The organism is Klebsiella sp. A52, from assembly GCF_018388785.1.
Classification (GTDB): domain Bacteria; phylum Pseudomonadota; class Gammaproteobacteria; order Enterobacterales; family Enterobacteriaceae; genus Klebsiella; species Klebsiella aerogenes.
The window spans coordinates 1,197,038-1,220,172 of sequence record NZ_CP074437.1; the positions used below are offsets into that span (position 1 = coordinate 1,197,038).

At 53.2% G+C, this 23,135-nt stretch carries 15 protein-coding genes, 1 tRNA gene and 3 rRNA genes; 7 read left to right on the forward strand and 12 right to left on the reverse strand.

The genetic code is table 11. The annotated features are described in order from the left end of the window. The first annotated feature begins 49 nt into the window (after window positions 1-49). The 3 genes from glnA (at window position 50) to glnG (ending at window position 4,115) form a co-directional block, all read left to right on the forward strand. Complete coding sequence (gene glnA, locus KGA69_RS05545; RefSeq protein ID WP_015368971.1) at window positions 50-1,459, forward strand: glutamate--ammonia ligase; 1,410 nt, start codon at window positions 50-52, stop codon at window positions 1,457-1,459. Window positions 1,460-1,647: 188 nt separating this feature from the next. Further along, a complete protein-coding gene (gene glnL / locus KGA69_RS05550; protein WP_015368972.1) occupies window positions 1,648-2,697 on the forward strand; it encodes a nitrogen regulation protein NR(II) in 1,050 nt (349 codons plus the stop codon). Window positions 2,698-2,705: 8 nt separating this feature from the next. Continuing rightward, window positions 2,706-4,115, forward strand: a complete 1,410-nt coding sequence (gene glnG, locus KGA69_RS05555) for a nitrogen regulation protein NR(I) (protein ID WP_015368973.1) — start codon at window positions 2,706-2,708, stop codon at window positions 4,113-4,115. Between the two features lie 54 nt (window positions 4,116-4,169). Here glnG and hemN read toward each other — a convergent pair whose 3' ends face one another. Both hemN and yihI read right to left on the reverse strand, forming a co-directional pair. After that, the gene (gene hemN, locus KGA69_RS05560) at window positions 4,170-5,543 is read right to left on the reverse strand and encodes an oxygen-independent coproporphyrinogen III oxidase (RefSeq protein ID WP_045395256.1); all 1,374 of its coding nucleotides are present in this window, start codon (window positions 5,541-5,543) and stop codon (window positions 4,170-4,172) included. Window positions 5,544-5,731: 188 nt separating this feature from the next. Continuing rightward, window positions 5,732-6,238, reverse strand: a complete 507-nt coding sequence (gene yihI / locus KGA69_RS05565; RefSeq protein ID WP_045395254.1) for a Der GTPase-activating protein YihI — start codon at window positions 6,236-6,238, stop codon at window positions 5,732-5,734. A gap of 581 nt (window positions 6,239-6,819) precedes the next feature. On the opposite strand from yihI, the gene yihA reads away from it, so the two are divergent. Beyond that, on the forward strand, window positions 6,820-7,452 hold the full coding sequence (yihA, locus tag KGA69_RS05570; RefSeq protein WP_045395252.1) for a ribosome biogenesis GTP-binding protein YihA/YsxC: 633 nt from the start codon (window positions 6,820-6,822) through the stop codon (window positions 7,450-7,452). Window positions 7,453-7,799: 347 nt separating this feature from the next. Here yihA and polA read toward each other — a convergent pair whose 3' ends face one another. After that, the gene (gene polA, locus KGA69_RS05575; RefSeq protein WP_049060478.1) at window positions 7,800-10,580 is read right to left on the reverse strand and encodes a DNA polymerase I; all 2,781 of its coding nucleotides are present in this window, start codon (window positions 10,578-10,580) and stop codon (window positions 7,800-7,802) included. Between the two features lie 396 nt (window positions 10,581-10,976). On the opposite strand from polA, the gene KGA69_RS05580 reads away from it, so the two are divergent. Next, window positions 10,977-11,879, forward strand: coding sequence for an acyltransferase (locus KGA69_RS05580; protein WP_045395247.1), 903 nt, complete (start codon window positions 10,977-10,979; stop codon window positions 11,877-11,879). A gap of 44 nt (window positions 11,880-11,923) precedes the next feature. Here the strand turns inward: KGA69_RS05580 and dsbA are convergent, their stop codons facing one another. The 3 genes from dsbA to KGA69_RS05595 all read right to left on the reverse strand — a co-directional run bounded on the left by dsbA (window position 11,924) and on the right by KGA69_RS05595 (window position 13,905). Further along, window positions 11,924-12,547, reverse strand: coding sequence for a thiol:disulfide interchange protein DsbA (gene dsbA, locus KGA69_RS05585; protein ID WP_045395245.1), 624 nt, complete (start codon window positions 12,545-12,547; stop codon window positions 11,924-11,926). Window positions 12,548-12,573: 26 nt separating this feature from the next. Continuing rightward, the gene (locus KGA69_RS05590; RefSeq protein WP_045395243.1) at window positions 12,574-13,560 is read right to left on the reverse strand and encodes a serine/threonine protein kinase; all 987 of its coding nucleotides are present in this window, start codon (window positions 13,558-13,560) and stop codon (window positions 12,574-12,576) included. 75 nt (window positions 13,561-13,635) lie between these two features. Continuing rightward, entirely contained in the window at window positions 13,636-13,905 is a 270-nt protein-coding gene (locus KGA69_RS05595; protein WP_015368982.1) for a YihD family protein, read from the reverse strand. A gap of 71 nt (window positions 13,906-13,976) precedes the next feature. On the opposite strand from KGA69_RS05595, the gene mobA reads away from it, so the two are divergent. Both mobA and mobB read left to right on the forward strand, forming a co-directional pair. Further along, window positions 13,977-14,558: a molybdenum cofactor guanylyltransferase MobA gene (mobA, locus tag KGA69_RS05600; RefSeq protein ID WP_213292892.1), complete on the forward strand. Its 582-nt coding sequence runs from the start codon at window positions 13,977-13,979 to the stop codon at window positions 14,556-14,558. Beyond that, window positions 14,555-15,064, forward strand: coding sequence for a molybdopterin-guanine dinucleotide biosynthesis protein MobB (gene mobB, locus KGA69_RS05605; protein ID WP_213292893.1), 510 nt, complete (start codon window positions 14,555-14,557; stop codon window positions 15,062-15,064). The genes mobA and mobB overlap by 4 nt, the downstream gene beginning before the upstream one ends. Window positions 15,065-15,713: 649 nt before the next feature. On the opposite strand, the gene rrf is transcribed toward mobB, so the two are convergent. The 6 genes from rrf to trkH form a co-directional block, all read right to left on the reverse strand. Further along, window positions 15,714-15,829: ribosomal RNA gene (gene rrf / locus KGA69_RS05610) — 5S ribosomal RNA — on the reverse strand. A 95-nt stretch (window positions 15,830-15,924) separates the two neighbouring features. Further along, window positions 15,925-18,829 (reverse strand): 23S ribosomal RNA (locus KGA69_RS05615). Window positions 18,830-19,010: 181 nt separating this feature from the next. Beyond that, a tRNA-Glu gene (locus tag KGA69_RS05620) sits at window positions 19,011-19,086 on the reverse strand. 85 nt (window positions 19,087-19,171) lie between these two features. Next, window positions 19,172-20,711 (reverse strand): 16S ribosomal RNA (locus KGA69_RS05625). Together the 16S, 23S and 5S rRNA genes with 1 tRNA gene alongside form the textbook arrangement of a ribosomal RNA operon. A 388-nt stretch (window positions 20,712-21,099) precedes the next feature. Next, window positions 21,100-21,633 carry a menaquinone-dependent protoporphyrinogen IX dehydrogenase gene (hemG, locus tag KGA69_RS05630; RefSeq protein ID WP_047066646.1) on the reverse strand — a complete coding sequence of 178 codons (534 nt, stop codon included), beginning with the start codon at window positions 21,631-21,633 and terminating at the stop codon, window positions 21,100-21,102. An 11-nt stretch (window positions 21,634-21,644) separates the two neighbouring features. After that, the gene (trkH, locus tag KGA69_RS05635) at window positions 21,645-23,096 is read right to left on the reverse strand and encodes a Trk system potassium transporter TrkH (RefSeq protein ID WP_015368834.1); all 1,452 of its coding nucleotides are present in this window, start codon (window positions 23,094-23,096) and stop codon (window positions 21,645-21,647) included. Between the last annotated feature and the right edge of the window lie 39 nt (window positions 23,097-23,135).

Here is a 23,135-nt window from a genome sequence, read left to right on the forward strand (position 1 = left end):
AAGAAGTTCGTTACCACGACGACAATGACCAATCCGGGAGAGTTTAAGTATGTCCGCTGAACACGTTTTGACGATGCTGAACGAGCACGAAGTGAAGTTTGTCGATCTGCGCTTCACCGATACCAAAGGTAAAGAACAGCACGTCACGATTCCTTCCCATCAGGTAAATGCCGAATTCTTTGAAGAAGGCAAAATGTTTGATGGCTCCTCGATTGGCGGTTGGAAAGGTATTAACGAATCCGACATGGTCCTGATGCCGGATGCCACCACGGCGCTGATCGACCCGTTCTACGAAGAACCTACGCTGATCATCCGCTGCGATATCCTGGAACCAGGCACCCTGCAGGGCTACGACCGCGACCCGCGCTCTATCGCCAAGCGCGCTGAAGAATACCTGCGCGCCACCGGCATCGCCGACACCGTTCTGTTCGGGCCGGAACCAGAATTCTTCCTGTTCGATGACATCCGCTTTGGCGCATCCATCTCTGGTTCCCACGTAGCCATTGACGATATCGAAGGCGCATGGAACTCTTCTACCAAATACGAAGGCGGCAACAAAGGCCACCGTCCGGGCGTGAAAGGTGGTTACTTCCCGGTTCCGCCGGTAGACTCCTCTCAGGACATCCGTTCTACCATGTGTATGATCATGGAAGAGATGGGCCTGGTTGTTGAAGCTCACCACCACGAAGTGGCAACTGCAGGTCAGAACGAAATCGCCACCCGTTTCAACACCATGACCAAAAAAGCGGACGAAATTCAGATCTACAAATACGTTGTACACAACGTCGCTCACCGTTTCGGTAAAACCGCGACCTTCATGCCAAAACCAATGTTTGGCGATAACGGTTCCGGCATGCACTGCCACATGTCCCTGTCCAAGAACGGCGTAAACCTGTTCTCCGGCGACAAATACGCGGGCCTGTCTGAGCAAGCGCTGCACTACATCGGCGGTGTTATTAAGCACGCTAAAGCGATCAACGCCCTGGCGAACCCGACCACCAACTCCTACAAGCGTCTGGTCCCGGGTTACGAAGCGCCGGTCATGCTGGCTTACTCCGCCCGTAACCGCTCTGCTTCCATCCGTATTCCAGTGGTCGCCTCGCCGAAAGCGCGTCGTATCGAAGTACGCTTCCCGGACCCGGCTGCCAACCCGTACCTGTGCTTTGCCGCGCTGCTGATGGCCGGCCTCGACGGTATTAAAAACAAAATCCATCCTGGCGATGCGATGGACAAAAACCTGTACGATCTGCCGCCGGAAGAAGCGAAAGAAATCCCGCAGGTTGCCGGTTCTCTGGAAGAAGCCCTGCAGGCTCTGGATGCAGACCGCGAGTTCCTGACCGCAGGCGGCGTCTTCACTGACGAAGCTATCGATGCTTACATCGCCCTGCGCATTGAAGAAAACGACCGCGTACGTATGACTCCGCACCCGGTTGAGTTCGAACTGTACTACAGCGTCTGATTTTGCTGTAAATCCATGGTGTTCCCGTGTTGTGGCACGGGATACCAGGGATGTTTTGTTGCCGTGGAAACTTTCAGCCCATCTCAGGATGGGCTTTTTTCACCAGCAACACGCTGATCTCTCGCGCTTTTTACCAATAAAAAGCTATACTGCACTAAAATAGTGCAACCATTTCAGGAGACTGTCAGATGGCAACAGGCACACAGCCCGATGCTGGGCAGATCCTCAACTCGCTGATCCACAGTATCTTATTAGTCGATGACGACCTCGCGGTGCATTATGCCAACCCGGCAGCCCAGCAGTTACTGGCGCAAAGCTCGCGTAAATTATTCGGTACGCCGCTGCCAGAATTGCTGAGCTACTTTTCGTTAAACATTGGCCTGATGCAGGAGAGCCTGCAGGCGGGTCAGGGCTTCACGGATAACGAAGTGACGCTGGTGATTGACGGCCGCTCGCACATTCTCTCCCTCACCGCTCAGCGCCTGCCTGAAGGCTATATCCTGCTTGAGATGTCGCCGATGGATAACCAGCGTCGTTTGAGCCAGGAACAGCTGCAGCATGCTCAGCAGGTGGCGGCGCGCGATTTAGTGCGCGGTCTGGCGCATGAGATTAAAAACCCGCTCGGCGGCCTGCGCGGCGCGGCGCAGCTATTGAGTAAAGCGCTACCGGATCCCGCGCTGATGGAATATACCCAGGTGATTATTGAACAGGCCGACAGGTTACGTAACCTGGTCGATCGCCTGCTGGGGCCGCAGCATCCCGGTATGCACATCACGGAAAGCATTCATAAAGTCGCGGAGCGCGTGGTGGCGCTGGTCTCCATGGAGCTGCCGGATAACGTCAAATTGATCCGCGATTACGACCCGAGCCTGCCTGAGCTGGCCCACGACCCGGAACAAATCGAGCAAGTGCTGCTGAATATCGTGCGCAACGCGCTGCAGGCCCTGGGGCCCGAGGGCGGCGAAATCATCCTGCGCACCCGAACCGCCTTTCAGCTCACGCTCCACGGCGTACGTTACCGTCTGGCGGCGCGTATCGACGTGGAAGATAACGGGCCCGGTATCCCGCCCCATCTGCAGGATACGCTGTTTTACCCCATGGTCAGCGGCCGCGAAGGCGGTACCGGTCTTGGGCTTTCCATCGCCCGCAGTCTTATCGATCAGCACTCCGGCAAAATTGAATTTACCAGTTGGCCTGGCCATACCGAGTTCTCGGTATACCTGCCTATTCGGAAATAGAGGTGTTTATGCAACGAGGGATAGCCTGGGTAGTCGATGACGATAGCTCCATCCGTTGGGTGCTTGAACGCGCACTCACCGGAGCGGGTTTAAGCTGCACCACGTTTGAGAGCGGCAATGAGGTGCTTGATGCCCTCACTACCAAAACGCCGGACGTTTTACTTTCCGACATTCGCATGCCTGGGATGGACGGCCTGGCGCTGTTAAAGCAGATTAAACAACGCCATCCGATGCTTCCGGTCATCATTATGACCGCGCACTCGGATCTCGATGCCGCCGTCAGCGCCTATCAGCAGGGGGCCTTTGATTACCTGCCGAAACCTTTTGATATTGATGAGGCTGTCGCGCTGGTTGACCGTGCGATTAGCCATTATCAGGAGCAGCAGCAGCCGCGTAATACGCCGGTCAGCAGCCCGACGGCCGATATTATTGGCGAAGCGCCGGCGATGCAGGATGTGTTTCGCATCATTGGCCGACTGTCACGCTCCTCAATCAGCGTACTGATCAACGGCGAATCAGGTACCGGTAAAGAGCTGGTCGCCCACGCGCTGCATCGCCACAGTCCACGCGCCAAATCGCCGTTTATCGCCCTTAACATGGCGGCCATTCCGAAAGATTTGATTGAATCGGAACTATTCGGCCATGAAAAAGGAGCTTTTACCGGCGCCAATACCGTCCGTCAGGGGCGTTTTGAGCAGGCCGATGGCGGTACGCTGTTCCTTGATGAAATTGGCGATATGCCGCTGGATGTTCAGACGCGACTGCTGCGTGTGCTGGCTGACGGTCAATTTTATCGCGTTGGCGGTTATGCGCCGGTGAAAGTCGATGTGCGGATTATTGCCGCGACCCACCAGAACCTTGAGCTACGCGTGCAGGAAGGAAAATTCCGTGAAGATTTGTTCCATCGCCTGAACGTGATTCGCGTACATTTGCCGCCGCTGCGCGAACGCCGGGAAGATATTCCGCGCCTGGCGCGCCACTTCCTGCAGATTGCCGCCCGCGAACTGGGCGTCGAAGCCAAGCAGCTGCATCCGGAAACGGAAGCGGCGCTGACGCGGTTGGCCTGGCCCGGTAACGTACGACAGCTGGAGAACACCTGTCGCTGGCTAACGGTGATGGCAGCAGGCCAGGAGGTATTGACCCAGGATCTGCCGTCTGAGCTGTTCGAAACGTCGATTCCCGATAGCCCAACGCAGATCCAACCGGATAGCTGGGCGACGCTGCTGGGGCAATGGGCTGACCGCGCCCTGCGTTCCGGTCATCAAAACCTGCTATCAGAAGCGCAGCCGGAGATGGAGCGTGCATTGCTCACCACCGCGCTGCGTCATACGCAAGGGCATAAGCAGGAAGCCGCTCGCCTGCTGGGCTGGGGGCGAAATACGTTAACACGGAAGCTAAAAGAGCTGGGAATGGAATAACACCGGTCTTAGCGGCGAAATGAACGCCCGGTGAGCTGGCTCACCGGGATTCGCTTAAATAACGCGAGAGAACTGCTGCAGGCGCGCTTTCTGCCGCAGATAGGCATCGAAGCACATACAGATGTTACGAATCAACAGACGGCCTTTTGCCGTGACCTGTATTCCTTTTTCATCCACATCCACCAGCCCGTCTTTCGCCAGCGGCGCCAGCAATTTCATATCTTCGGCAAAGTAATCGTTGAAGATAAGATCCCACTGCGCTTCAACCGCCGCGAACTCAAGACGGAAGTTGCAAATCAGGGCCTTAATGACATCCCGGCGGATACAATCATCGCGGGTTAACGCAATACCCCGCCACAGCGCGGTACCGCTTTCATCGACCTGTTGGTAATACTGTTTCAGCTCTTTCTGGTTCTGCGCGTAGCAGTCGCCAATCATACTGATCGCCGACACGCCCATTCCGAGCAGATCGGTATCGCCCTGGGTGGTGTATCCCTGGAAGTTGCGGTGCAGCGCGCCTTCGCGCTGGGCAATCGCCAGTTCATCGTCCGGCCGGGCAAAGTGGTCCATGCCGATAAACTGATAGCCAGCGTCGGTAAGCGAAGCGATGGTTTCCTGCAGGATATCCAGTTTCTGCTCTGCGCTCGGTAAATCCGCGTCTTTAATTTTGCGCTGCGCAGCGAATAACGTTGGCAGATGCGCGTAGTTAAAGACGCTCAGACGGTCCGGGTTGAGTTCAGCCACTTTCTGCAGCGTGAAGGCAAAGCTTTCCGGCGTTTGCTTCGGCAGACCGTAAATCAAATCGATGTTGGTCGATGTGAAGCCAATCTCACGCGCATGACGCAGCAGCGCAAAGATGAATTCTTCATCTTGTTCACGGTTCACCAGGCGCTGTACTTCTTTATTGAAATCCTGCACCCCCATGCTCAGACGGTTGAACCCTGCGGATCGTAAATGATCCAGTACATCCAGTTCGATTTCACGCGGATCAACCTCAATTGAGATTTCCGCATCGGCGTTGAAGTTAAAGTGGTCGCGCAGCAGATTCATCAAGCGGCTGATTTGCGCTTTGTTGAGATAGGTTGGCGTACCGCCGCCCCAGTGCAGCTGGCTAACCTGACGGCCGGCAAAAAGCGGCGCGCGGTGAATAATTTCCTGCTCAAGGACATCAAGATACTGATCGGCCTTATGCTGCTGACGGGTGACAATCTTATTACAGCCGCAGAAATAGCAGAGCTTATGGCAGAACGGGATATGGACGTACAGCGACAGCGGGCGCTGCGGGTAGCGGGCGACGGCGGCGGCAAAATCAGCAGCGCCGAACGCCGGAGAAAACTCCAGCGCGGTGGGATACGAGGTATATCGCGGCCCGGAATAGTTATATTTCTGGATAAGGGCCAGATCCCAGTCGATTAACTGCTCAGACATGCTCACTCCTTCCGATGATGCCGCCGACGGGTACGTCGTGCCGGCCCAACCGCACCTCGGGTCATGAGCCGGTTGCGCAGCCATTTTTGACGCCGCGACAACCGTCTTAGTTTAACGAATAACCACAGCAGATAACATATAACCAGAAGGGTTATAAGCAGGACCGGGAATCCGATGGGATGCAAACGTTAGTTTCCACCCTTCAGCAGACGCATCATATCTTCCTGACGCTCTTCTTCTTCCTCGTCCTCGTCGTCGTCATAGGAGAGGCCAAGCTGCTGCATCAGCGCGTCAATACGATCCAGTTTGGCATCGACCCAGGCCTGCTCTTCAGCATTCAGGGTACCGCCCTCTTCCAGACGTTCCAGCAGCGCGTCCAGGCGCTCATCATTCTCCAGCAAATCCAGCTCAGCCTGCGGTGAAAGCATAGGTTTCTCGCTCTTCGGTTTGTGCTGCTTAACGGCCGGGGTGCTTTCAGTCACGCCCAGCGGGATCGGTTTTTTGCTGCCAATACGTGGGTCCTGCTGCTGGCTGCGACCTTTGCTTGCTGAAGCAGCATCGCCGCCGCTGGCGCGGCTGCCTGCGGCATGGCCGCGGTGTTTTTTCTGACGTTTACGGTCGCGTGCTTCCTGGTTCAACTCTTCACGCGACTTACCACGTGCTTTACCGCGCGATGCGGATGCCGGTTTTTTCATGATGTGTGATCTTCAGACAGTTTTCTTCAGTATAGAATTGAGGCGGAATCTAGCAGAAAGCAAGCAAAGAAAAAAGGCGACAGATTAATCTGTCGCCTTTTTCCGCACTCACAACCCTTAACGGGTTTCCACTTTCCATGTCAGCTATCGACTTACCCTGTCTTTCCCTTAGCTTCCAACGGTCCTTGTTCTATCCCTTTCCCTTTTAAAACGTCTCCAGACGTTTGTCATCCTGACAATCCTGGTCTTCGCCTCCTGGCGCTCCTGACCCCTCGTCCTGAGTCGTAATCCTCTGGCTTCCTCGCCTTTGCCCACTACTTTACCGTTTTGCCGGAAATCGACAACCACCTGTAGGATGAAAAGATAGCTTAAGGATATGGAGTTTCCTGTAACAGCATGATTTAACGGTGATCTATGAATTTGACGTCAGGTTTTTCTCACAAATTTCGTATAGTCCTTATGGGCAATGTCTCACAAAGCGTATGGTTTTTACTTACAGTAACGGCGTGCGGTAAAAACAGCCTTTTTCTGCCTTTCAGGTATAATCCCCGCTATAGCCTGATTTTACGGAGACGACAGTCTTGACCAACTGGAATTATCAACAGACGCATTTTGTTACGAGCGCGCCTGATATCCGCCATCTTCCATCCGATACCGGAATCGAAGTGGCATTCGCTGGCCGCTCAAATGCGGGCAAATCCAGCGCCCTTAATACGCTGACTAACCAGAAAAGCCTGGCGCGTACGTCAAAAACGCCGGGTCGTACCCAGCTTATCAACCTGTTTGAGGTTGCGGAAGGTAAACGCCTGGTCGACTTGCCGGGTTATGGCTACGCGCAGGTGCCGGAAGAGATGAAAATCAAATGGCAGAAAGCGCTGGGTGAGTATCTTGAAAAACGTCTGTGCCTGAAAGGCCTGGTGGTATTGATGGATATTCGTCATCCGCTGAAAGATCTCGATCAGCAGATGATCGAGTGGGCGGTAGAAAGCGATATTCAGGTGCTGGTGCTGCTAACCAAAGCCGATAAGCTCGCCAGCGGCGCGCGTAAAGCGCAGGTCAATATGGTGCGTGAAGCGGTACTGGCCTTCAATGGCGATATCCAGGTTGAACCTTTCTCTTCGCTGAAAAAATCTGGCGTGGATAAGTTGCGTCAGAAGCTGGATAGCTGGTTTAACGAAATCCCGCCGCAAGAAGCCGCCGAAGACGCAGAGTAACCCCCGCTTTTTCCGGATAATGGCGCCCAGCGCCCTATCCGGACGTTCATTTTGCGCTGTTGTCAGCACGTAAAACTTTTCTTTCGCGCAATAAAAAACGCCCCGGTCATAAATGACCGGGGCGGCTAAAATATTCAGCCAAATCCGATTACGTGAAGTAAAAGGTCTGAAAGATAGAACATCTTACCTCTGTACCCTACGCGAATAACTTTACTCTTCTTTCGGTTATGGATAAAGCACTTTTTGTAGTTTTTTTTCACTATTTACATAACAAATTCAAATGACCATCACAAAAATCTATAAGTTATGTTGCTTACTTACAAAAAAGAGCCTTACAGATTGCCCACTTAGTGCGCTTGATCCCAGTTTTCGCCGCTACCGACTTCCACTAATAACGGCACGGCCAGGGTGGTACTGTTTTCCATTAACTCATGCACCTTCTTCGATACGCTGTCCAGATCGTCTTTGTGCACTTCAAACACCAGTTCATCGTGCACCTGCATGATCATCCGCACGCGCGGTTTTTCGCTCAGCAGCCAGTCATCAACGGCAATCATCGCCCGCTTAATAATATCCGCCGCCGTTCCCTGCATCGGAGCGTTGATAGCCGCTCGTTCCGCGCCCGCGCGGCGGGCGCCATTGCTGGATTTGATATCCGGCAGGTACAGACGGCGCCCTTCCAGCGTTTCGACATAGCCCTGCTCTTTCGCCTGCGCGCGGGTACGTTCCATATAGTCCAGTACGCCCGGATAGCGCTCGAAATAGAGGTCCATATACTTCTGCGCTTCTTTACGCGGAATATTCAGCTGACGCGCCAGCCCAAATGCGCTCATGCCGTAAATCAGGCCGAAGTTAATCGCCTTCGCGCTACGGCGCTGTTCATTACTGACGCTTTCCAGCGGTAGGCCAAACACCTCTGCCGCGGTGGCGCGGTGAATATCCTTACCTTCCGCAAAAGCCTTCAGCAGCCCTTCATCGCGCGACAGGTGCGCCATGATGCGCAGCTCAATCTGCGAATAGTCGGCAGACACAATCAGGTAATCCTCAGGCGCGATAAACGCCTGACGAATGCGGCGTCCTTCGTCATTACGCACCGGAATATTCTGCAGGTTAGGATCGGTCGAAGAGAGCCGCCCGGTCGCGGTTACCGCCTGATGATAAGAGGTATGAACACGGCCGGTTTTTGGGTTAATCATCAGCGGCAGCTTATCGGTATAAGTCGATTTCAGCTTCGCCAGCCCGCGATACTCGAGGATCACCTTCGGCAGCGGATAATCCAGCGCCAGTTCCTCCAGCACCTCTTCAGAAGTCGACGGCGCGCCGCCTGGCGTTTTCTTCAGCGGCTTGATGCCCTGCTTTTCAAACAGGATGGTTTGTAACTGTTTGGTAGAAGAGAGGTTGAACTCCTCACCGGCAATCTCATGGGCGCGTTGTTCCAGCTCAACCAGACGCTTAGCGATCTCCTGCGAATGCGCATGTAGCACCGCCGGATCGATCTTCACGCCGTTGCGCTCAACCCGCGACAGCACCGGCACCAGCGGCATCTCGATATTTTTAAAGATATTCAGCGGGCCTTCATGCTGCTGCAGTTGCGGCCACATCTTCAGATGCAGTTGCAGCGTCACGTCTGCATCCTCCGCGGCGTAACGACCGGCCTCTTCCAGCGCGATCTGATTGAAGGTAAGCTGATTTTTTCCCTTACCGGCAATCTCTTCAAAGGTGATGGTTTTGTGTTTCAACCAGCGATCGGACAGGCTATCCATATCATGTCGACCCGCGACGCTGTCGAGGGTGTAGGATTCCAGCATGGTGTCGAAGGCAATACCACGCAGTTCAATGTCGTAGTTGGCCAGGATGCCGCGATCGTACTTCAGGTTTTGCCCTACTTTTAGCACCTTGTCATCTTCCAGCAGCGGCTTGAGCAGCTCCAGCACGCGTTCACGTGGGATCTGATCCGGCGCGTCGAGATAATCATGGGCCACCGGCACATAAGCCGCGACGCCAGGCTCAATCGCGAATGACAGACCAACCATATTGGCGGAAATGTTATCGAGGCTATCCGTTTCGGTATCAAAAGCGAATAGCGGCGCTTTCTTCAGTTTGGCAATCCATTCAACCAGCGTCGCTTCATCCAGGATCGTCACATAGTGCTCGGCAGAGAGCGTCGCGGCGGCCTCTTCTTCCACAATCACCGCAGCTTCAGCTGGTTTCGCCGCTGGTTTAGCGCCTTTCCCCTGTAGCCATTTGCCGGATTCGACATCGGTGATCCAACGTTTGAATTCATATTGCTTAAACAACGCCAGCAGCTCATCTGCCGCCGGCTGCGCAACTAACAGCTCTTCGCAGCCGAGATCCAGCTCCACATCGGTTTTTATTGTGGCGAGTTGATAAGAGAGGTAGGCCACCTCTTTGTTCTGCTCCAGCTTCGCCGCCATCGTTTTCGCGCCGCGGAAGGTCAGCCCGGCGATTTTTTCTGGTTCCGCATAGAGCGCATCCAGACCACCCAATCCCTGCAGTAGCGCCTGCGCCGTTTTTTCCCCAACGCCCGGGACGCCAGGTATGTTATCTGAGGAGTCGCCCATCAGCGCCAGGAAATCAATAATCAGTTCCGGCGGTACGCCGTACTTATTCACGACCTCTTCCGGGCCGAGAATAGTGTTGGTCATGGTGTTGATTAAGGTAATGCCCGGTGTCACCAGCTGAGCCATATCTTTATCGCCGGTGCTGATCAGTACCGGACGGCCCACTTTTTCCGCTTCGCGAGCCAGTGTGCCGATAACGTCATCCGCTTCAACGCCAGGCACCGCCATCAGCGGCAGCCCCATCGCCTTCACCATCTTGTGCAGAGGTTCGATCTGCGCGCGTAGATCGTCCGGCATCGGCGGACGATGTGATTTGTAGTGCTCAAACAATTCGTCACGGAAGGTTTTCCCTTTGGCATCAAATACCACGACGGCATGCGTCGGCTGATACTGCAGGATCAGGCTACGCAGCATATTCAGCACGCCGTACATTGCGCCGGTAGGCTCCCCTGCGCTATTGGTTAGCGGCGGGAAGGCGTGGTAAGCCCGGTATAGATAAGAGGAGCCGTCGACGAGGATGAGAGGGTTTTCTGGGATCTGAACCATAATTTCCGTGCCTGTTTATCAGATTATGGGTAAAGGATGCCACAGACGGGCATGAAATCCTGAATTTTTCCCGCATTTAGCCGAAAAGATTCATCGCAGAGGTGAATCGCTGCACAATATTATCTGTGGATAACTTTGTGCATAGTTTTATCGCCTCAGCCAAAAAAGCCTAAACCATGTAACAAAGAATCTTATAAATCATTATATATCAATGCATTAATTATGCACCCAAGGCTATATATGCTTCATGATGACTCAATGTTCCATGTGGATATAAGATTCGCGTTTTTTTCTGTTCTGGTAAGACCCGTTATTTGCCGCGTTTTCTGGTAAAATCAGCCCCTTGCGCGGTTTAAGAACGTTCTTTGCCGGCCTAACTTTCTGAATAAACTAACTATGTCGAGATTTCTCGCTGCGATAACACTCCCGCTGAGTATCGCCCTTACCATCTTAGTCACCATTATCTGTTCCGTGCCGATTATCATCGCCGGGCTGATTAAACTGCTGGTACCTATCCCGGCGGTTTGGCGTTCTATTTCTGTTTTTTGCAATTTCATGATGTATTGCTGGTGCGAAGGACTGGCGCTGCTGCTGCATCTCAACCCATGGTTGAAATGGGATGTTCAGGGGCTGGAAGGGCTGAATAAAAAGAACTGGTATCTGCTTATCAGCAATCATCACAGCTGGGCGGATATCGTGGTACTTTGCGTCCTGTTTCGCAAACATATCCCAATGAATAAGTATTTTCTCAAGCAGCAGTTGGCCTGGGTACCGTTTATCGGCCTGGCCTGCTGGGCGCTTGATATGCCTTTTATGCGCCGTTATTCGCGCGGCTACTTACTGCGCCATCCGGAACGCCGCGGTAAAGACGTCGAAACGACTCGCCGCTCATGTGAAAAATTCCGTTCTCATCCGACTACCATCGTCAATTTCGTCGAAGGCTCAAGGTTTACCGCAGAAAAGAAGCGCGAGACGCGCTCGCCTTACCACAACCTACTGCCGCCTAAAGCTGCGGGCATAGCAATGGCGTTAAACGTCCTCGGCGCACAGTTCGATAAGCTACTGAACGTTACGCTGTGCTATCCGGACAATAATACCAGGCCGTTTTACGATATGTTAAGCGGTCGCCTGACGCGTATCGTGGTACGTATTAATCTGGTGCCGATTGGCGAGGAATTACACGGTGATTACGTCAATGATAAAAACTTTAAGCGTGGTTTCCAGCGCTGGCTGAATGGGCTTTGGGAAGAAAAAGATCGTCAGCTCACTGACATTATGCAGGGTAACGAAAAGTCGTAACTATTTAGTCGATAAAAAAAGCCGGTCAGTGACCGGCATTTTTTTTATTTCTTTTCAACCAGTTGTTTCACAGTATCTGCGTACTGAGAAACAAACGCGTCCATGTTGCTGGTATCCATACCCTGCGGGTTCAGCTGGTATTTACCATTAACAAACATCGCCGGAACGCCCTGCAGCTGTAAATCGGCTGCGGCTTTCTCTTGCTGTGCGACCAGAGACTTCACCACAAAGCTGTTCCATGCCGCGTCGTAATCTTCACCTTTAACGCCCGCATCAACGAAGACTTTACGGATGTCAGCAGTGGACTGAACGGTTTGAGTTTTCTGTACCGCTTCAAACATCGGCGCGGTAATTTTATCTTCAACGCCCAGCGCGATCGCCACAGCCCACGCTTGGGTCAGGTCTTTACCCAACGGGCCCAGGAATTCAACGTGATACTTGGTCATTTTGGTGCCTTCCGGCAGTTTCTGACGTACGTTGTCGGAAACGTGCAGCACTTCTTCAAACTGATAGCAGTGCGGGCAGTAGAATGAGAAGAACTCAAGGACCTGAGGTTCGCCTGCAACCGGCTTATCAAGGGTGGTGTACTGCTTGCCGTCGGTGATCTGGGCAGCGGATGCACTGAAAGCCAGAATCATACCAGCCAGCGCCAGCCAAATTTTTTTCATGATTATTTCTCTCCTGATATATCACATTAATACATTGGCGTTAACTGAAGAGGGGGTTCCTGCAGAACCTTCACCTGCTCAAGAAATGTTGCAGTCTGCCCGCGCCAATAATCTTCCCCGGTTAACCATGGGAAATTTATAGGGAAAGCAGGATCGTCCCAACGCCTGAGCAGCCACGCCAGATAATAAACTAAACGCATGGCGCGTAAAGGTTCGATGAGAGCGATTTCGTCCGTGTTGAAGGGACTGAATTCTTCATAGGCCTCAATGATGGTCTCCAGCTGCATGCGCTGTTCGGCTTTATCGCCATTCAGCAGCATCCAGAGATCCTGTACTGCCGGGCCGGTGCGGGCATCATCTAAATCAACAAACAGCGGCCCATCGCGCCACAGGATATTGCCGGCGTGGCAGTCGCCATGCAGACGAAGCGTATCCGCACGCCCGTGCCACTGCGACCGGACGGCATCGATGAGTTTATCAGCCGCACCCAGGAAATCAGCCTTCAGGCCAGATGGAATAAGCGTCGCCTGTTCAAATACCTGGCGTGGTTCCAACAGATATTCTTGTACGCCAATTTCCGGACGCGCATTAAAACGCTGCTTACGACCGGTCTGGTGCAGGCGGCCAAGATAGCGCCCGACCCATTCTATTTGGTCAAGATTATCTGCTTCGAACTGGCGGCCGCCGAGGCTTGGGAAGACGGCAAAGAAGAATCCCTGATGTTGATGTAGCGTGCTGTCGTTAAATAAGAGCGGCGCGGCAACGGGCACTTCATCCTCTACGAGCTGAAGCGCAAACTGGTGTTCTTCGAGGATCTGTTCTGCAGACCAGCGTTCAGGACGATAGAACTTCACCACGTAGCGGCGGCGATCTTCGTCCTGAAACTGGTAAACACGGTTCTCATAGCTATTAAGCGGAGTCAGACCGGAGTCGACCCGCATTCCCAGATCGAATAATCCATCAATGATGGTATCCGGGTGAAGCGTCTGAAAAGTAAAAGCCTTATCGTGCATCCTGACATCCGATAATCGTACGAATGCTTCAGGATATCATCTCGTAGCCGGTTTCGCGGCAGCACTTACAACCTTTTACTCTTTAATAACACCGCGCGCGCGTAGTAGTGCGGTTTTGAAATCCTCTTCATAATCTTTCTGTATACCCGGGATGACGGCCTCTTTCGATGAATCACGCATCTTCAGGTGATAAATCAGAATATCATCAGAAAGATCGGCCAGTTCACCTTTGTAACCTGCTTCAGCCGCCAGTTTCTGCAAGAATTGCATCAGGTTCAGTTCAGGTTCTTTTTGCCAGGCAGGCTGGAGAAGCTCAATTACTTCATTCAGGCGTTTACATTTCATAGTCATGCTCCTTACTCTTGATAGGGACAAGTTAACAGGGTCAATCCCACAATGAAAGAGGCGATATTAATATGCAAAGCGAGGCAATAACCGGCGTCGTGCTGGCGGGTGGAAGAGCTACGCGCATGGGCGGTGTTGATAAGGGATTGCAGCTGCTGAATGGTCGTCCTCTCTGGCGTCACGTTGCGGATACATTAGAGCCGCAGGTAGCAAGGTTAGTGATTAGCGCTAACCGTCATCTTGAGCGCTGGCATGCCAGCGGATATCCGGTATATCGCGATACGCAGAATGATTACCCAGGTCCACTGGCCGGAATGCTTGCCGTTATGCAGCAGGTAGATAGCCCCTGGTTTGTTTTTTGCCCCTGCGACACGCCGTTCATCCCCTCTTTTCTGGTCGAGCGTTTTGTACAACAGAAAGCCTCGTCACCGGTGGTTTGGGCACACGATGGCGAGCGAGATCATCCCGCCGTTGCATTAGTTCATCGTCAAATCATACCGGAACTGGAGACTTATCTTGCTCATGGAGAACGCCGGGTGATGGTCTTTATGCGCCAGGTGGGTGGGCACCCGGTGAATTTCAGCGATGTGAAATCAGCATTCATCAATGTGAATACGTTGGATGATTTACAGCAGATGCAGGAGCCATCATGATCCCCTTACTGGCGATCGCCGCATGGAGCGGTACCGGGAAAACAACATTATTAAAGCGTCTTATTCCTGAACTCTGCGCCAAAGGGTTGCGGCCGGGGCTGATTAAGCACACTCATCACGATATGGATGTCGATAAGCCGGGCAAGGATAGTTATGAGTTGCGCAAAGCTGGCGCTTCACAAACCATTGTCGCCAGTAAGCAGCGCTGGGCGCTGATGACAGAAACCCCAGATGAGCCTGAATTAGACCTTCAATGGCTGGTAAGCAGAATGGATTCGAGCAAGTTGGATTTCGTTTTGGTGGAGGGCTTTAAGCATGAACCTGTGCCGAAGATCCTTCTTTTCCGGCAAAACAGCGGACATCGTGTAGAAGAGTTGGTGGTTGATGAACATACGATCGCCGTGGCCAGCGATGTGCCCATCGCGACGTCACTTCCGCTGTTGGATTTAAATAATATCCCACAGATCGCGACGTTTATTGCGAGTTGGTTAGAAAAGCAATCGTAGTTTAGAGATAGGATGTTTTCCCGGAGGCGGTGTAGCCCGGGGAAGGAGCGGTAGCCCCGGTAAGCGCAGCGCCACCGGGGGTGATGGCGGCGCGTCTGGCCATAAAACACCAAAACAAAAGGCCCGGTCTTCCGACTGAGCCTTTGTTTACGTTGATATGGCAGCGGCTTTCCCCGGAGGCGGTGCTGCGCACCTTTTCCGGGCTACGGGACTGTAGCCCCGGTAAGCGCAGCGTCACCGGGGAAGACGGCGGCGCGTCTGACCATAAAACACCAAAACAAAAGGCCCGGTCTTCCGACTGAGCCTTTCGTTTACGTTGCTATGACAGTGGCTTTCCCCGGAGGCGGTGCTGCGCACCTTTTCCGGGCTACGGGTTGGTAGCCACGGTAAGCGCAGCGCCACCGGGGGAGACGGCGGCGCGTCTGGCCGCAAAACACAAAAACAAAAGGCCCGGTCTTCCGACTGAGCCTTTCGTTTACGTTGCTATGACAGCGGCTTTCCCCGGAGGCGGTGCTGCGCACCTTTTCCGGGCTACAGGACTGTAGCCCCGGTAAGCGCAGCGCCACCGGGGGAGACGGCGGCGCGTCTGGCCGCAAAACACAAAAACAAAAGGCCCAGTCTTCCGACTGAGCCTTTCGTTCTATTTGATGCCTGGCAGTTCCCTACTCTCACATGGGGAGACCCCACACTACCATCGGCGCTACGGCGTTTCACTTCTGAGTTCGGCATGGGGTCAGGTGGGACCACCGCGCTATCGCCGCCAGGCAAATTCTGTTTTACCAGCCCGTCATATGACGCACTGATTAATCTGTATCACGCTGAAAATCATCTCAAATCCGCCAAAACAGCTTCGGCGTTGTAAGGTTAAGCCTCACGGTTCATTAGTATCGGTTAGCTCAACGTATCGCTACGCTTACACACCCGACCTATCAACGTCATCGTCTTTAACGTTCCTTCAGGAGACTTAAAGTCTCAGGGAGAACTCATCTCGGGGCAAGTTTCGTGCTTAGATGCTTTCAGCACTTATCTCTTCCGCATTTAGCTACCGGGCAATGCCATTGGCATGACAACCCGAACACCAGTGATGCGTCCACTCCGGTCCTCTCGTACTAGGAGCAGCCCCCCTCAATTCTCCAGCGCCCACGGCAGATAGGGACCGAACTGTCTCACGACGTTCTAAACCCAGCTCGCGTACCACTTTAAATGGCGAACAGCCATACCCTTGGGACCTACTTCAGCCCCAGGATGTGATGAGCCGACATCGAGGTGCCAAACACCGCCGTCGATATGAACTCTTGGGCGGTATCAGCCTGTTATCCCCGGAGTACCTTTTATCCGTTGAGCGATGGCCCTTCCATTCAGAACCACCGGATCACTATGACCTGCTTTCGCACCTGCTCGCGCCGTCACGCTCGCAGTCAAGCTAGCTTATGCCATTGCACTAACCTCCTGATGTCCGACCAGGATTAGCTAACCTTCGTGCTCCTCCGTTACTCTTTGGGAGGAGACCGCCCCAGTCAAACTACCCACCAGACACTGTCCGCAACCCCGATAAGGGGCCAACGTTAGAACATCAAACATTAAAGGGTGGTATTTCAAGGTTGGCTCCACGCAGACTGGCGTCCACGCTTCAAAGCCTCCCACCTATCCTACACATCAAGGCTCAATGTTCAGTGTCAAGCTATAGTAAAGGTTCACGGGGTCTTTCCGTCTTGCCGCGGGTACACTGCATCTTCACAGCGAGTTCAATTTCACTGAGTCTCGGGTGGAGACAGCCTGGCCATCATTACGCCATTCGTGCAGGTCGGAACTTACCCGACAAGGAATTTCGCTACCTTAGGACCGTTATAGTTACGGCCGCCGTTTACCGGGGCTTCGATCAAGAGCTTCTCCTTACGGATAACCCCATCAATTAACCTTCCGGCACCGGGCAGGCGTCACACCGTATACGTCCACTTTCGTGTTTGCACAGTGCTGTGTTTTTAATAAACAGTTGCAGCCAGCTGGTATCTTCGACTGATTTCAGCTCCACCCGCAGGGGCTTCACCTACATATCAGCGTGCCTTCTCCCGAAGTTACGGCACCATTTTGCCTAGTTCCTTCACCCGAGTTCTCTCAAGCGCCTTGGTATTCTCTACCTGACCACCTGTGTCGGTTTGGGGTACGATTTGATGTTACCTGATGCTTAGAGGCTTTTCCTGGAAGCAGGGCATTTGTTACTTCAGCACCGTAGTGCCTCGTCATCACACCTCAGCGTTAAAAAGGTACCGGATTTACCTGGAACCTCCGCCTACATGCTTAAACCGGGACAACCGTCGCCCGGCTAACATAGCCTTCTCCGTCCCCCCTTCGCAGTAACACCAAGTACAGGAATATTAACCTGTTTCCCATCGACTACGCCTTTCGGCCTCGCCTTAGGGGTCGACTCACCCTGCCCCGATTAACGTTGGACAGGAACCCTTGGTCTTCCGGCGTGCGGGCTTTTCACCCGCATTATCGTTACTTATGTCAGCATTCGCACTTCTGATACCTCCAGCAACCCTCACAGGCCACCTTCGCAGGCTTACAGAACGCTCCCCTACCCAACAACACATAGTGTCGCTGCCGCAGCTTCGGTGCACAGTTTAGCCCCGTTACATCTTCCGCGCAGGCCGACTCGACCAGTGAGCTATTACGCTTTCTTTAAATGATGGCTGCTTCTAAGCCAACATCCTGGCTGTCTGTGCCTTCCCACATCGTTTCCCACTTAACTGTGACTTTGGGACCTTAGCTGGCGGTCTGGGTTGTTTCCCTCTTCACGACGGACGTTAGCACCCGCCGTGTGTCTCCCGTGATAACATTCTTCGGTATTCGTAGTTTGCATCGGGTTGGTAAGTCGGGATGACCCCCTAGCCGAAACAGTGCTCTACCCCCGAAGATGAATTCACGAGGCGCTACCTAAATAGCTTTCGGGGAGAACCAGCTATCTCCCGGTTTGATTGGCCTTTCACCCCCAGCCACAAGTCATCCGCTAATTTTTCAACATTAGTCGGTTCGGTCCTCCAGTTAGTGTTACCCAACCTTCAACCTGCCCATGGCTAGATCACCGGGTTTCGGGTCTATACCCTGCAACTTAACGCCCAGTTAAGACTCGGTTTCCCTGCGGCTCCCCTATACGGTTAACCTTGCTACAGAATATAAGTCGCTGACCCATTATACAAAAGGTACGCAGTCACACCCGAAGGTGCTCCCACTGCTTGTACGTACACGGTTTCAGGTTCTTTTTCACTCCCCTCGCCGGGGTTCTTTTCGCCTTTCCCTCACGGTACTGGTTCACTATCGGTCAGTCAGGAGTATTTAGCCTTGGAGGATGGTCCCCCCATATTCAGACAGGATACCACGTGTCCCGCCCTACTCTTCGAGTTCACAACCTGTGCATTTTGGTGTACGGGACTATCACCCTGTACCGTCGGACTTTCCAGACCGTTCCACTAACACACAAGCTGATTCAGACTCTGGGCTGCTCCCCGTTCGCTCGCCGCTACTGGGGGAATCTCGGTTGATTTCTTTTCCTCGGGGTACTTAGATGTTTCAGTTCCCCCGGTTCGCCTCGTTAACCTATGTATTCAGTTAACGATAGTGTGACGAATCACACTGGGTTTCCCCATTCGGACATCGCCGGCTATAACGGTTCATATCACCTTACCGACGCTTTTCGCAGATTAGCACGTCCTTCATCGCCTCTGACTGCCAGGGCATCCACCGTGTACGCTTAGTCGCTTAACCTCACAACCCGAAGATGTTTCACTTCTGATTGCGAAAATTTGAGAGACTCGAACACACATTAACTGTGTGTCGTTTCAATTTTCAGCTTGATCCAGATTTTTAAAGAGCAATATCTCAAACGTCACCCGAAGATGAGTTTTGAGATATGTCGGCGCGCGTCTTTCACTCACGAACCAGCAAGTGGCGTCCCCTAGGGGATTCGAACCCCTGTTACCGCCGTGAAAGGGCGGTGTCCTGGGCCTCTAGACGAAGGGGACACTGAAGTCTCAATCGCAAGACGCCTTGCTTCTCTACTTTCATCAGACAATCTGTGTGAGCACTACAAAGGCAGGTTCTTTAAGGTAAGGAGGTGATCCAACCGCAGGTTCCCCTACGGTTACCTTGTTACGACTTCACCCCAGTCATGAATCACAAAGTGGTAAGCGCCCTCCCGAAGGTTAAGCTACCTACTTCTTTTGCAACCCACTCCCATGGTGTGACGGGCGGTGTGTACAAGGCCCGGGAACGTATTCACCGTAGCATTCTGATCTACGATTACTAGCGATTCCGACTTCATGGAGTCGAGTTGCAGACTCCAATCCGGACTACGACATACTTTATGAGGTCCGCTTGCTCTCGCGAGGTCGCTTCTCTTTGTATATGCCATTGTAGCACGTGTGTAGCCCTACTCGTAAGGGCCATGATGACTTGACGTCATCCCCACCTTCCTCCAGTTTATCACTGGCAGTCTCCTTTGAGTTCCCGGCCTAACCGCTGGCAACAAAGGATAAGGGTTGCGCTCGTTGCGGGACTTAACCCAACATTTCACAACACGAGCTGACGACAGCCATGCAGCACCTGTCTCAGAGTTCCCGAAGGCACCAAAGCATCTCTGCTAAGTTCTCTGGATGTCAAGAGTAGGTAAGGTTCTTCGCGTTGCATCGAATTAAACCACATGCTCCACCGCTTGTGCGGGCCCCCGTCAATTCATTTGAGTTTTAACCTTGCGGCCGTACTCCCCAGGCGGTCGACTTAACGCGTTAGCTCCGGAAGCCACGCCTCAAGGGCACAACCTCCAAGTCGACATCGTTTACGGCGTGGACTACCAGGGTATCTAATCCTGTTTGCTCCCCACGCTTTCGCACCTGAGCGTCAGTCTTTGTCCAGGGGGCCGCCTTCGCCACCGGTATTCCTCCAGATCTCTACGCATTTCACCGCTACACCTGGAATTCTACCCCCCTCTACAAGACTCTAGCCTGCCAGTTTCGAATGCAGTTCCCAGGTTGAGCCCGGGGATTTCACATCCGACTTGACAGACCGCCTGCGTGCGCTTTACGCCCAGTAATTCCGATTAACGCTTGCACCCTCCGTATTACCGCGGCTGCTGGCACGGAGTTAGCCGGTGCTTCTTCTGCGAGTAACGTCAATCGCCAAGGTTATTAACCTTAACGCCTTCCTCCTCGCTGAAAGTACTTTACAACCCGAAGGCCTTCTTCATACACGCGGCATGGCTGCATCAGGCTTGCGCCCATTGTGCAATATTCCCCACTGCTGCCTCCCGTAGGAGTCTGGACCGTGTCTCAGTTCCAGTGTGGCTGGTCATCCTCTCAGACCAGCTAGGGATCGTCGCCTAGGTGAGCCATTACCCCACCTACTAGCTAATCCCATCTGGGCACATCTGATGGCATGAGGCCCTAAGGTCCCCCACTTTGGTCTTGCGACGTTATGCGGTATTAGCTACCGTTTCCAGTAGTTATCCCCCTCCATCAGGCAGTTTCCCAGACATTACTCACCCGTCCGCCGCTCGTCACCCGAGAGCAAGCTCTCTGTGCTACCGCTCGACTTGCATGTGTTAGGCCTGCCGCCAGCGTTCAATCTGAGCCATGATCAAACTCTTCAATTTAAGTTTGATGCTCGTGAATTAAACTTCGTAATGAATTACGCATGTTCACTCAGAGACTTGGTATTCATTTTTCGTCCGAGGACGTTAAGAATCCATGTCACTTTGAGTGCCCACACAGATTGTCTGATAAATTGTTAAAGAGCAGTGCCGCTTCGTTTTTCGCTGCGGCGCGGGGTGTGCATATTACGCTTCCCCGCCTCAGAGTCAAGCATTTATTTTTGCTTTTCTCCGCGAGGTTCTCACCGGAACCCCGCTGACCCGGCGGCTTGTTTGCCGTTGTTCCGTGTCAGTGGTGGCGCATTATAGGGGGTAATTCTGAAGTGACAAGAGGAAATTCAAAAAAACTTTTCGTTCGCTCGATTTTCCACCATAACGCGAGTTTTACGCGCTATTTGCTCGTCATTTGCGCGATTTCTTGAGCGAATCTGGCCACCTGCGGCCAATCCGTATAAACCACTTCTTTACTGGTGTCCGTTTCGCCGCCGGTCATCTTCATAATTAAACGAATCATAAAGCGATCGTACCAGCGATAGCGCGGATAACGCAGCGCGCCGGCAAATACCGCGCAGCTCTGCGGCTGCCACGGCGAATTAAGGAGAAACTTGCGCGTATAGCTGTTGGTTTGCGGCGTCCGCTTTTCCGCTTTGCGCGCCACCAGGTTTACCGAGAAGAATGCTCCCGGCAACGCCTGCAGTGATGCCAGGTGCTTTTTCACAAAGCGGTCCAGCGCAGGATGGAAGTGCCCATAGCGTATAGAGGCGCCAATCACGACGCGATCGTAGTGATGCCACTCAACCGTGTCGGTACGGTTCAGGTTCACGGTATCCGCATCAATTCCCAGCTCCTTAAGTTCGGAGGCCAGGTATGAGGCAATTTCACGGGTCTGCCCGTCACGGGTGGAGAAAAGAATTAAAGTTTTCACGAGCACTCCTGTTATTCGCGCCAGAAAGTGGGGGTAAAGAGCACCAATAAGGTGAACACTTCCAGACGACCAAACAGCATATTAGCAATCAGGATCCATTTCGCGACCGGGTTCATTGTCGCAAAGTTATCGGCAACGACCCCAAGCCCTGGCCCCAGGTTGTTCAACGTCGCCACAACTGAAGCAAAAGCAGAGAAGTCATCAACGCCGGTAGCGATAATAGCCAACATACTAATGATAAAGACCAGCGCATAGGCGGAGAAGAACCCCCATACGGCTTCCAGAATACGTTCCGGCAGCGCGCGGTTACCTAACTTAATGCTATAGACGGCGTTTGGATGCACCAGGCGTTTAAGTTCACGATTCCCCTGTTTAAACAGCAACAGAATACGAATGACCTTCAAACCACCACCCGTTGACCCGGCGCAGCCGCCGATAAATGCAGAGCAAAGTAACAGCACAGGCAGGAACAACGGCCAGCGCGCAATACTGTCGGTGGTAAACCCAGCGGTCGTCGCCATCGACACCACCTGGAAGAACGCCTGGTTCAGCGTCGTTAACACCGAGCCGTAGACATTATGTAGCCACAATACCAGTGTACAGACGATAACCAGGGTTAGCTGAACACCGATAAACATTCTGAATTCCGGGTCACGCCAGTAAACCCGCAAACTGCGTCCACTTAATAGCGAAAAGTGCAGGCCATAGTTACAGCCGGAGATCAGCAGGAAGATGGCGATGATGGAGTTAATCATCGGGCTATTAAAGTAGCCGACGCTGGCATCGTGAGTTGAGAAGCCGCCGATAGCGATGGTCGCAAAGCTATGGCCAATCGCGTCGAATGCCGGCATTCCGGCAAACCACAGCGCCAATGCGCAGGCGACGGTTAATAAGACATAAATAAGCCACAGCGTTTTTGCCGTCTCGGCGATACGCGGGCGCATCTTATTATCTTTCAACGGGCCCGGCATTTCCGCCCGGTAGAGCTGCATCCCCCCGACGCCGAGGATAGGCAAAATCGCCACCGCCAGCACGATGATCCCCATACCGCCGAACCACTGCAGCATCTGGCGATAGAACAGGATGGCATGAGGCAGTGAGTCCAGCCCCACCAGCGTCGTCGCACCGGTAGTGGTTAAGCCGGAGAAGGATTCAAAAAAGGCATCCGTCACCGTCAGATTAGGCTGTTCAGCAAAGATAAACGGTAACGCACCGACGCTGCCCAGCACGGTCCAGAACAGCACGACAATCAGAAACCCTTCGCGGGATTTCAGTTCGCCTTTTTGCTTACGGTTCGGCCACCACAGCATGGAGCCGATCGCCAGGGCAACAAAGAAGGTTTGGGTGAAAGCTCGCCCCGCGCCATCGCGATATATCAGGGCCACTAATCCCGGGACAATCATCGTCCCCGAAAATAAGATGACCAACAGTCCAACGATTCGGGTTATCGCGCGAAAATGCATCTGTGGCGCTTCCTTTGGGTTACAAAAAAATCAGGTGGG

Bases quoted from the DNA above. Each gene is read 5' to 3' on its own strand.
- glnA (WP_015368971.1), top strand. From the start codon at position 50: ATGTCCGCTGAACACGTTTTGACGATGCTGAACGAGCACGAAGTGAAG.
- glnL (WP_015368972.1), top strand. From the start codon at position 1,648: ATGGCAACAGGCACACAGCCCGATGCTGGGCAGATCCTCAACTCGCTG.
- glnG (WP_015368973.1), top strand. From the start codon at position 2,706: ATGCAACGAGGGATAGCCTGGGTAGTCGATGACGATAGCTCCATCCGT.
- hemN (WP_045395256.1), bottom strand. From the start codon at position 5,543: ATGTCTGAGCAGTTAATCGACTGGGATCTGGCCCTTATCCAGAAATAT.
- yihI (WP_045395254.1), bottom strand. From the start codon at position 6,238: ATGAAAAAACCGGCATCCGCATCGCGCGGTAAAGCACGTGGTAAGTCG.
- polA (WP_049060478.1), bottom strand. From the start codon at position 10,580: ATGGTTCAGATCCCAGAAAACCCTCTCATCCTCGTCGACGGCTCCTCT.
- KGA69_RS05580 (WP_045395247.1), top strand. From the start codon at position 10,977: ATGTCGAGATTTCTCGCTGCGATAACACTCCCGCTGAGTATCGCCCTT.
- dsbA (WP_045395245.1), bottom strand. From the start codon at position 12,547: ATGAAAAAAATTTGGCTGGCGCTGGCTGGTATGATTCTGGCTTTCAGT.
- KGA69_RS05590 (WP_045395243.1), bottom strand. From the start codon at position 13,560: ATGCACGATAAGGCTTTTACTTTTCAGACGCTTCACCCGGATACCATC.
- KGA69_RS05595 (WP_015368982.1), bottom strand. From the start codon at position 13,905: ATGAAATGTAAACGCCTGAATGAAGTAATTGAGCTTCTCCAGCCTGCC.
- mobA (WP_213292892.1), top strand. From the start codon at position 13,977: ATGCAAAGCGAGGCAATAACCGGCGTCGTGCTGGCGGGTGGAAGAGCT.
- mobB (WP_213292893.1), top strand. From the start codon at position 14,555: ATGATCCCCTTACTGGCGATCGCCGCATGGAGCGGTACCGGGAAAACA.
- trkH (WP_015368834.1), bottom strand. From the start codon at position 23,096: ATGCATTTTCGCGCGATAACCCGAATCGTTGGACTGTTGGTCATCTTA.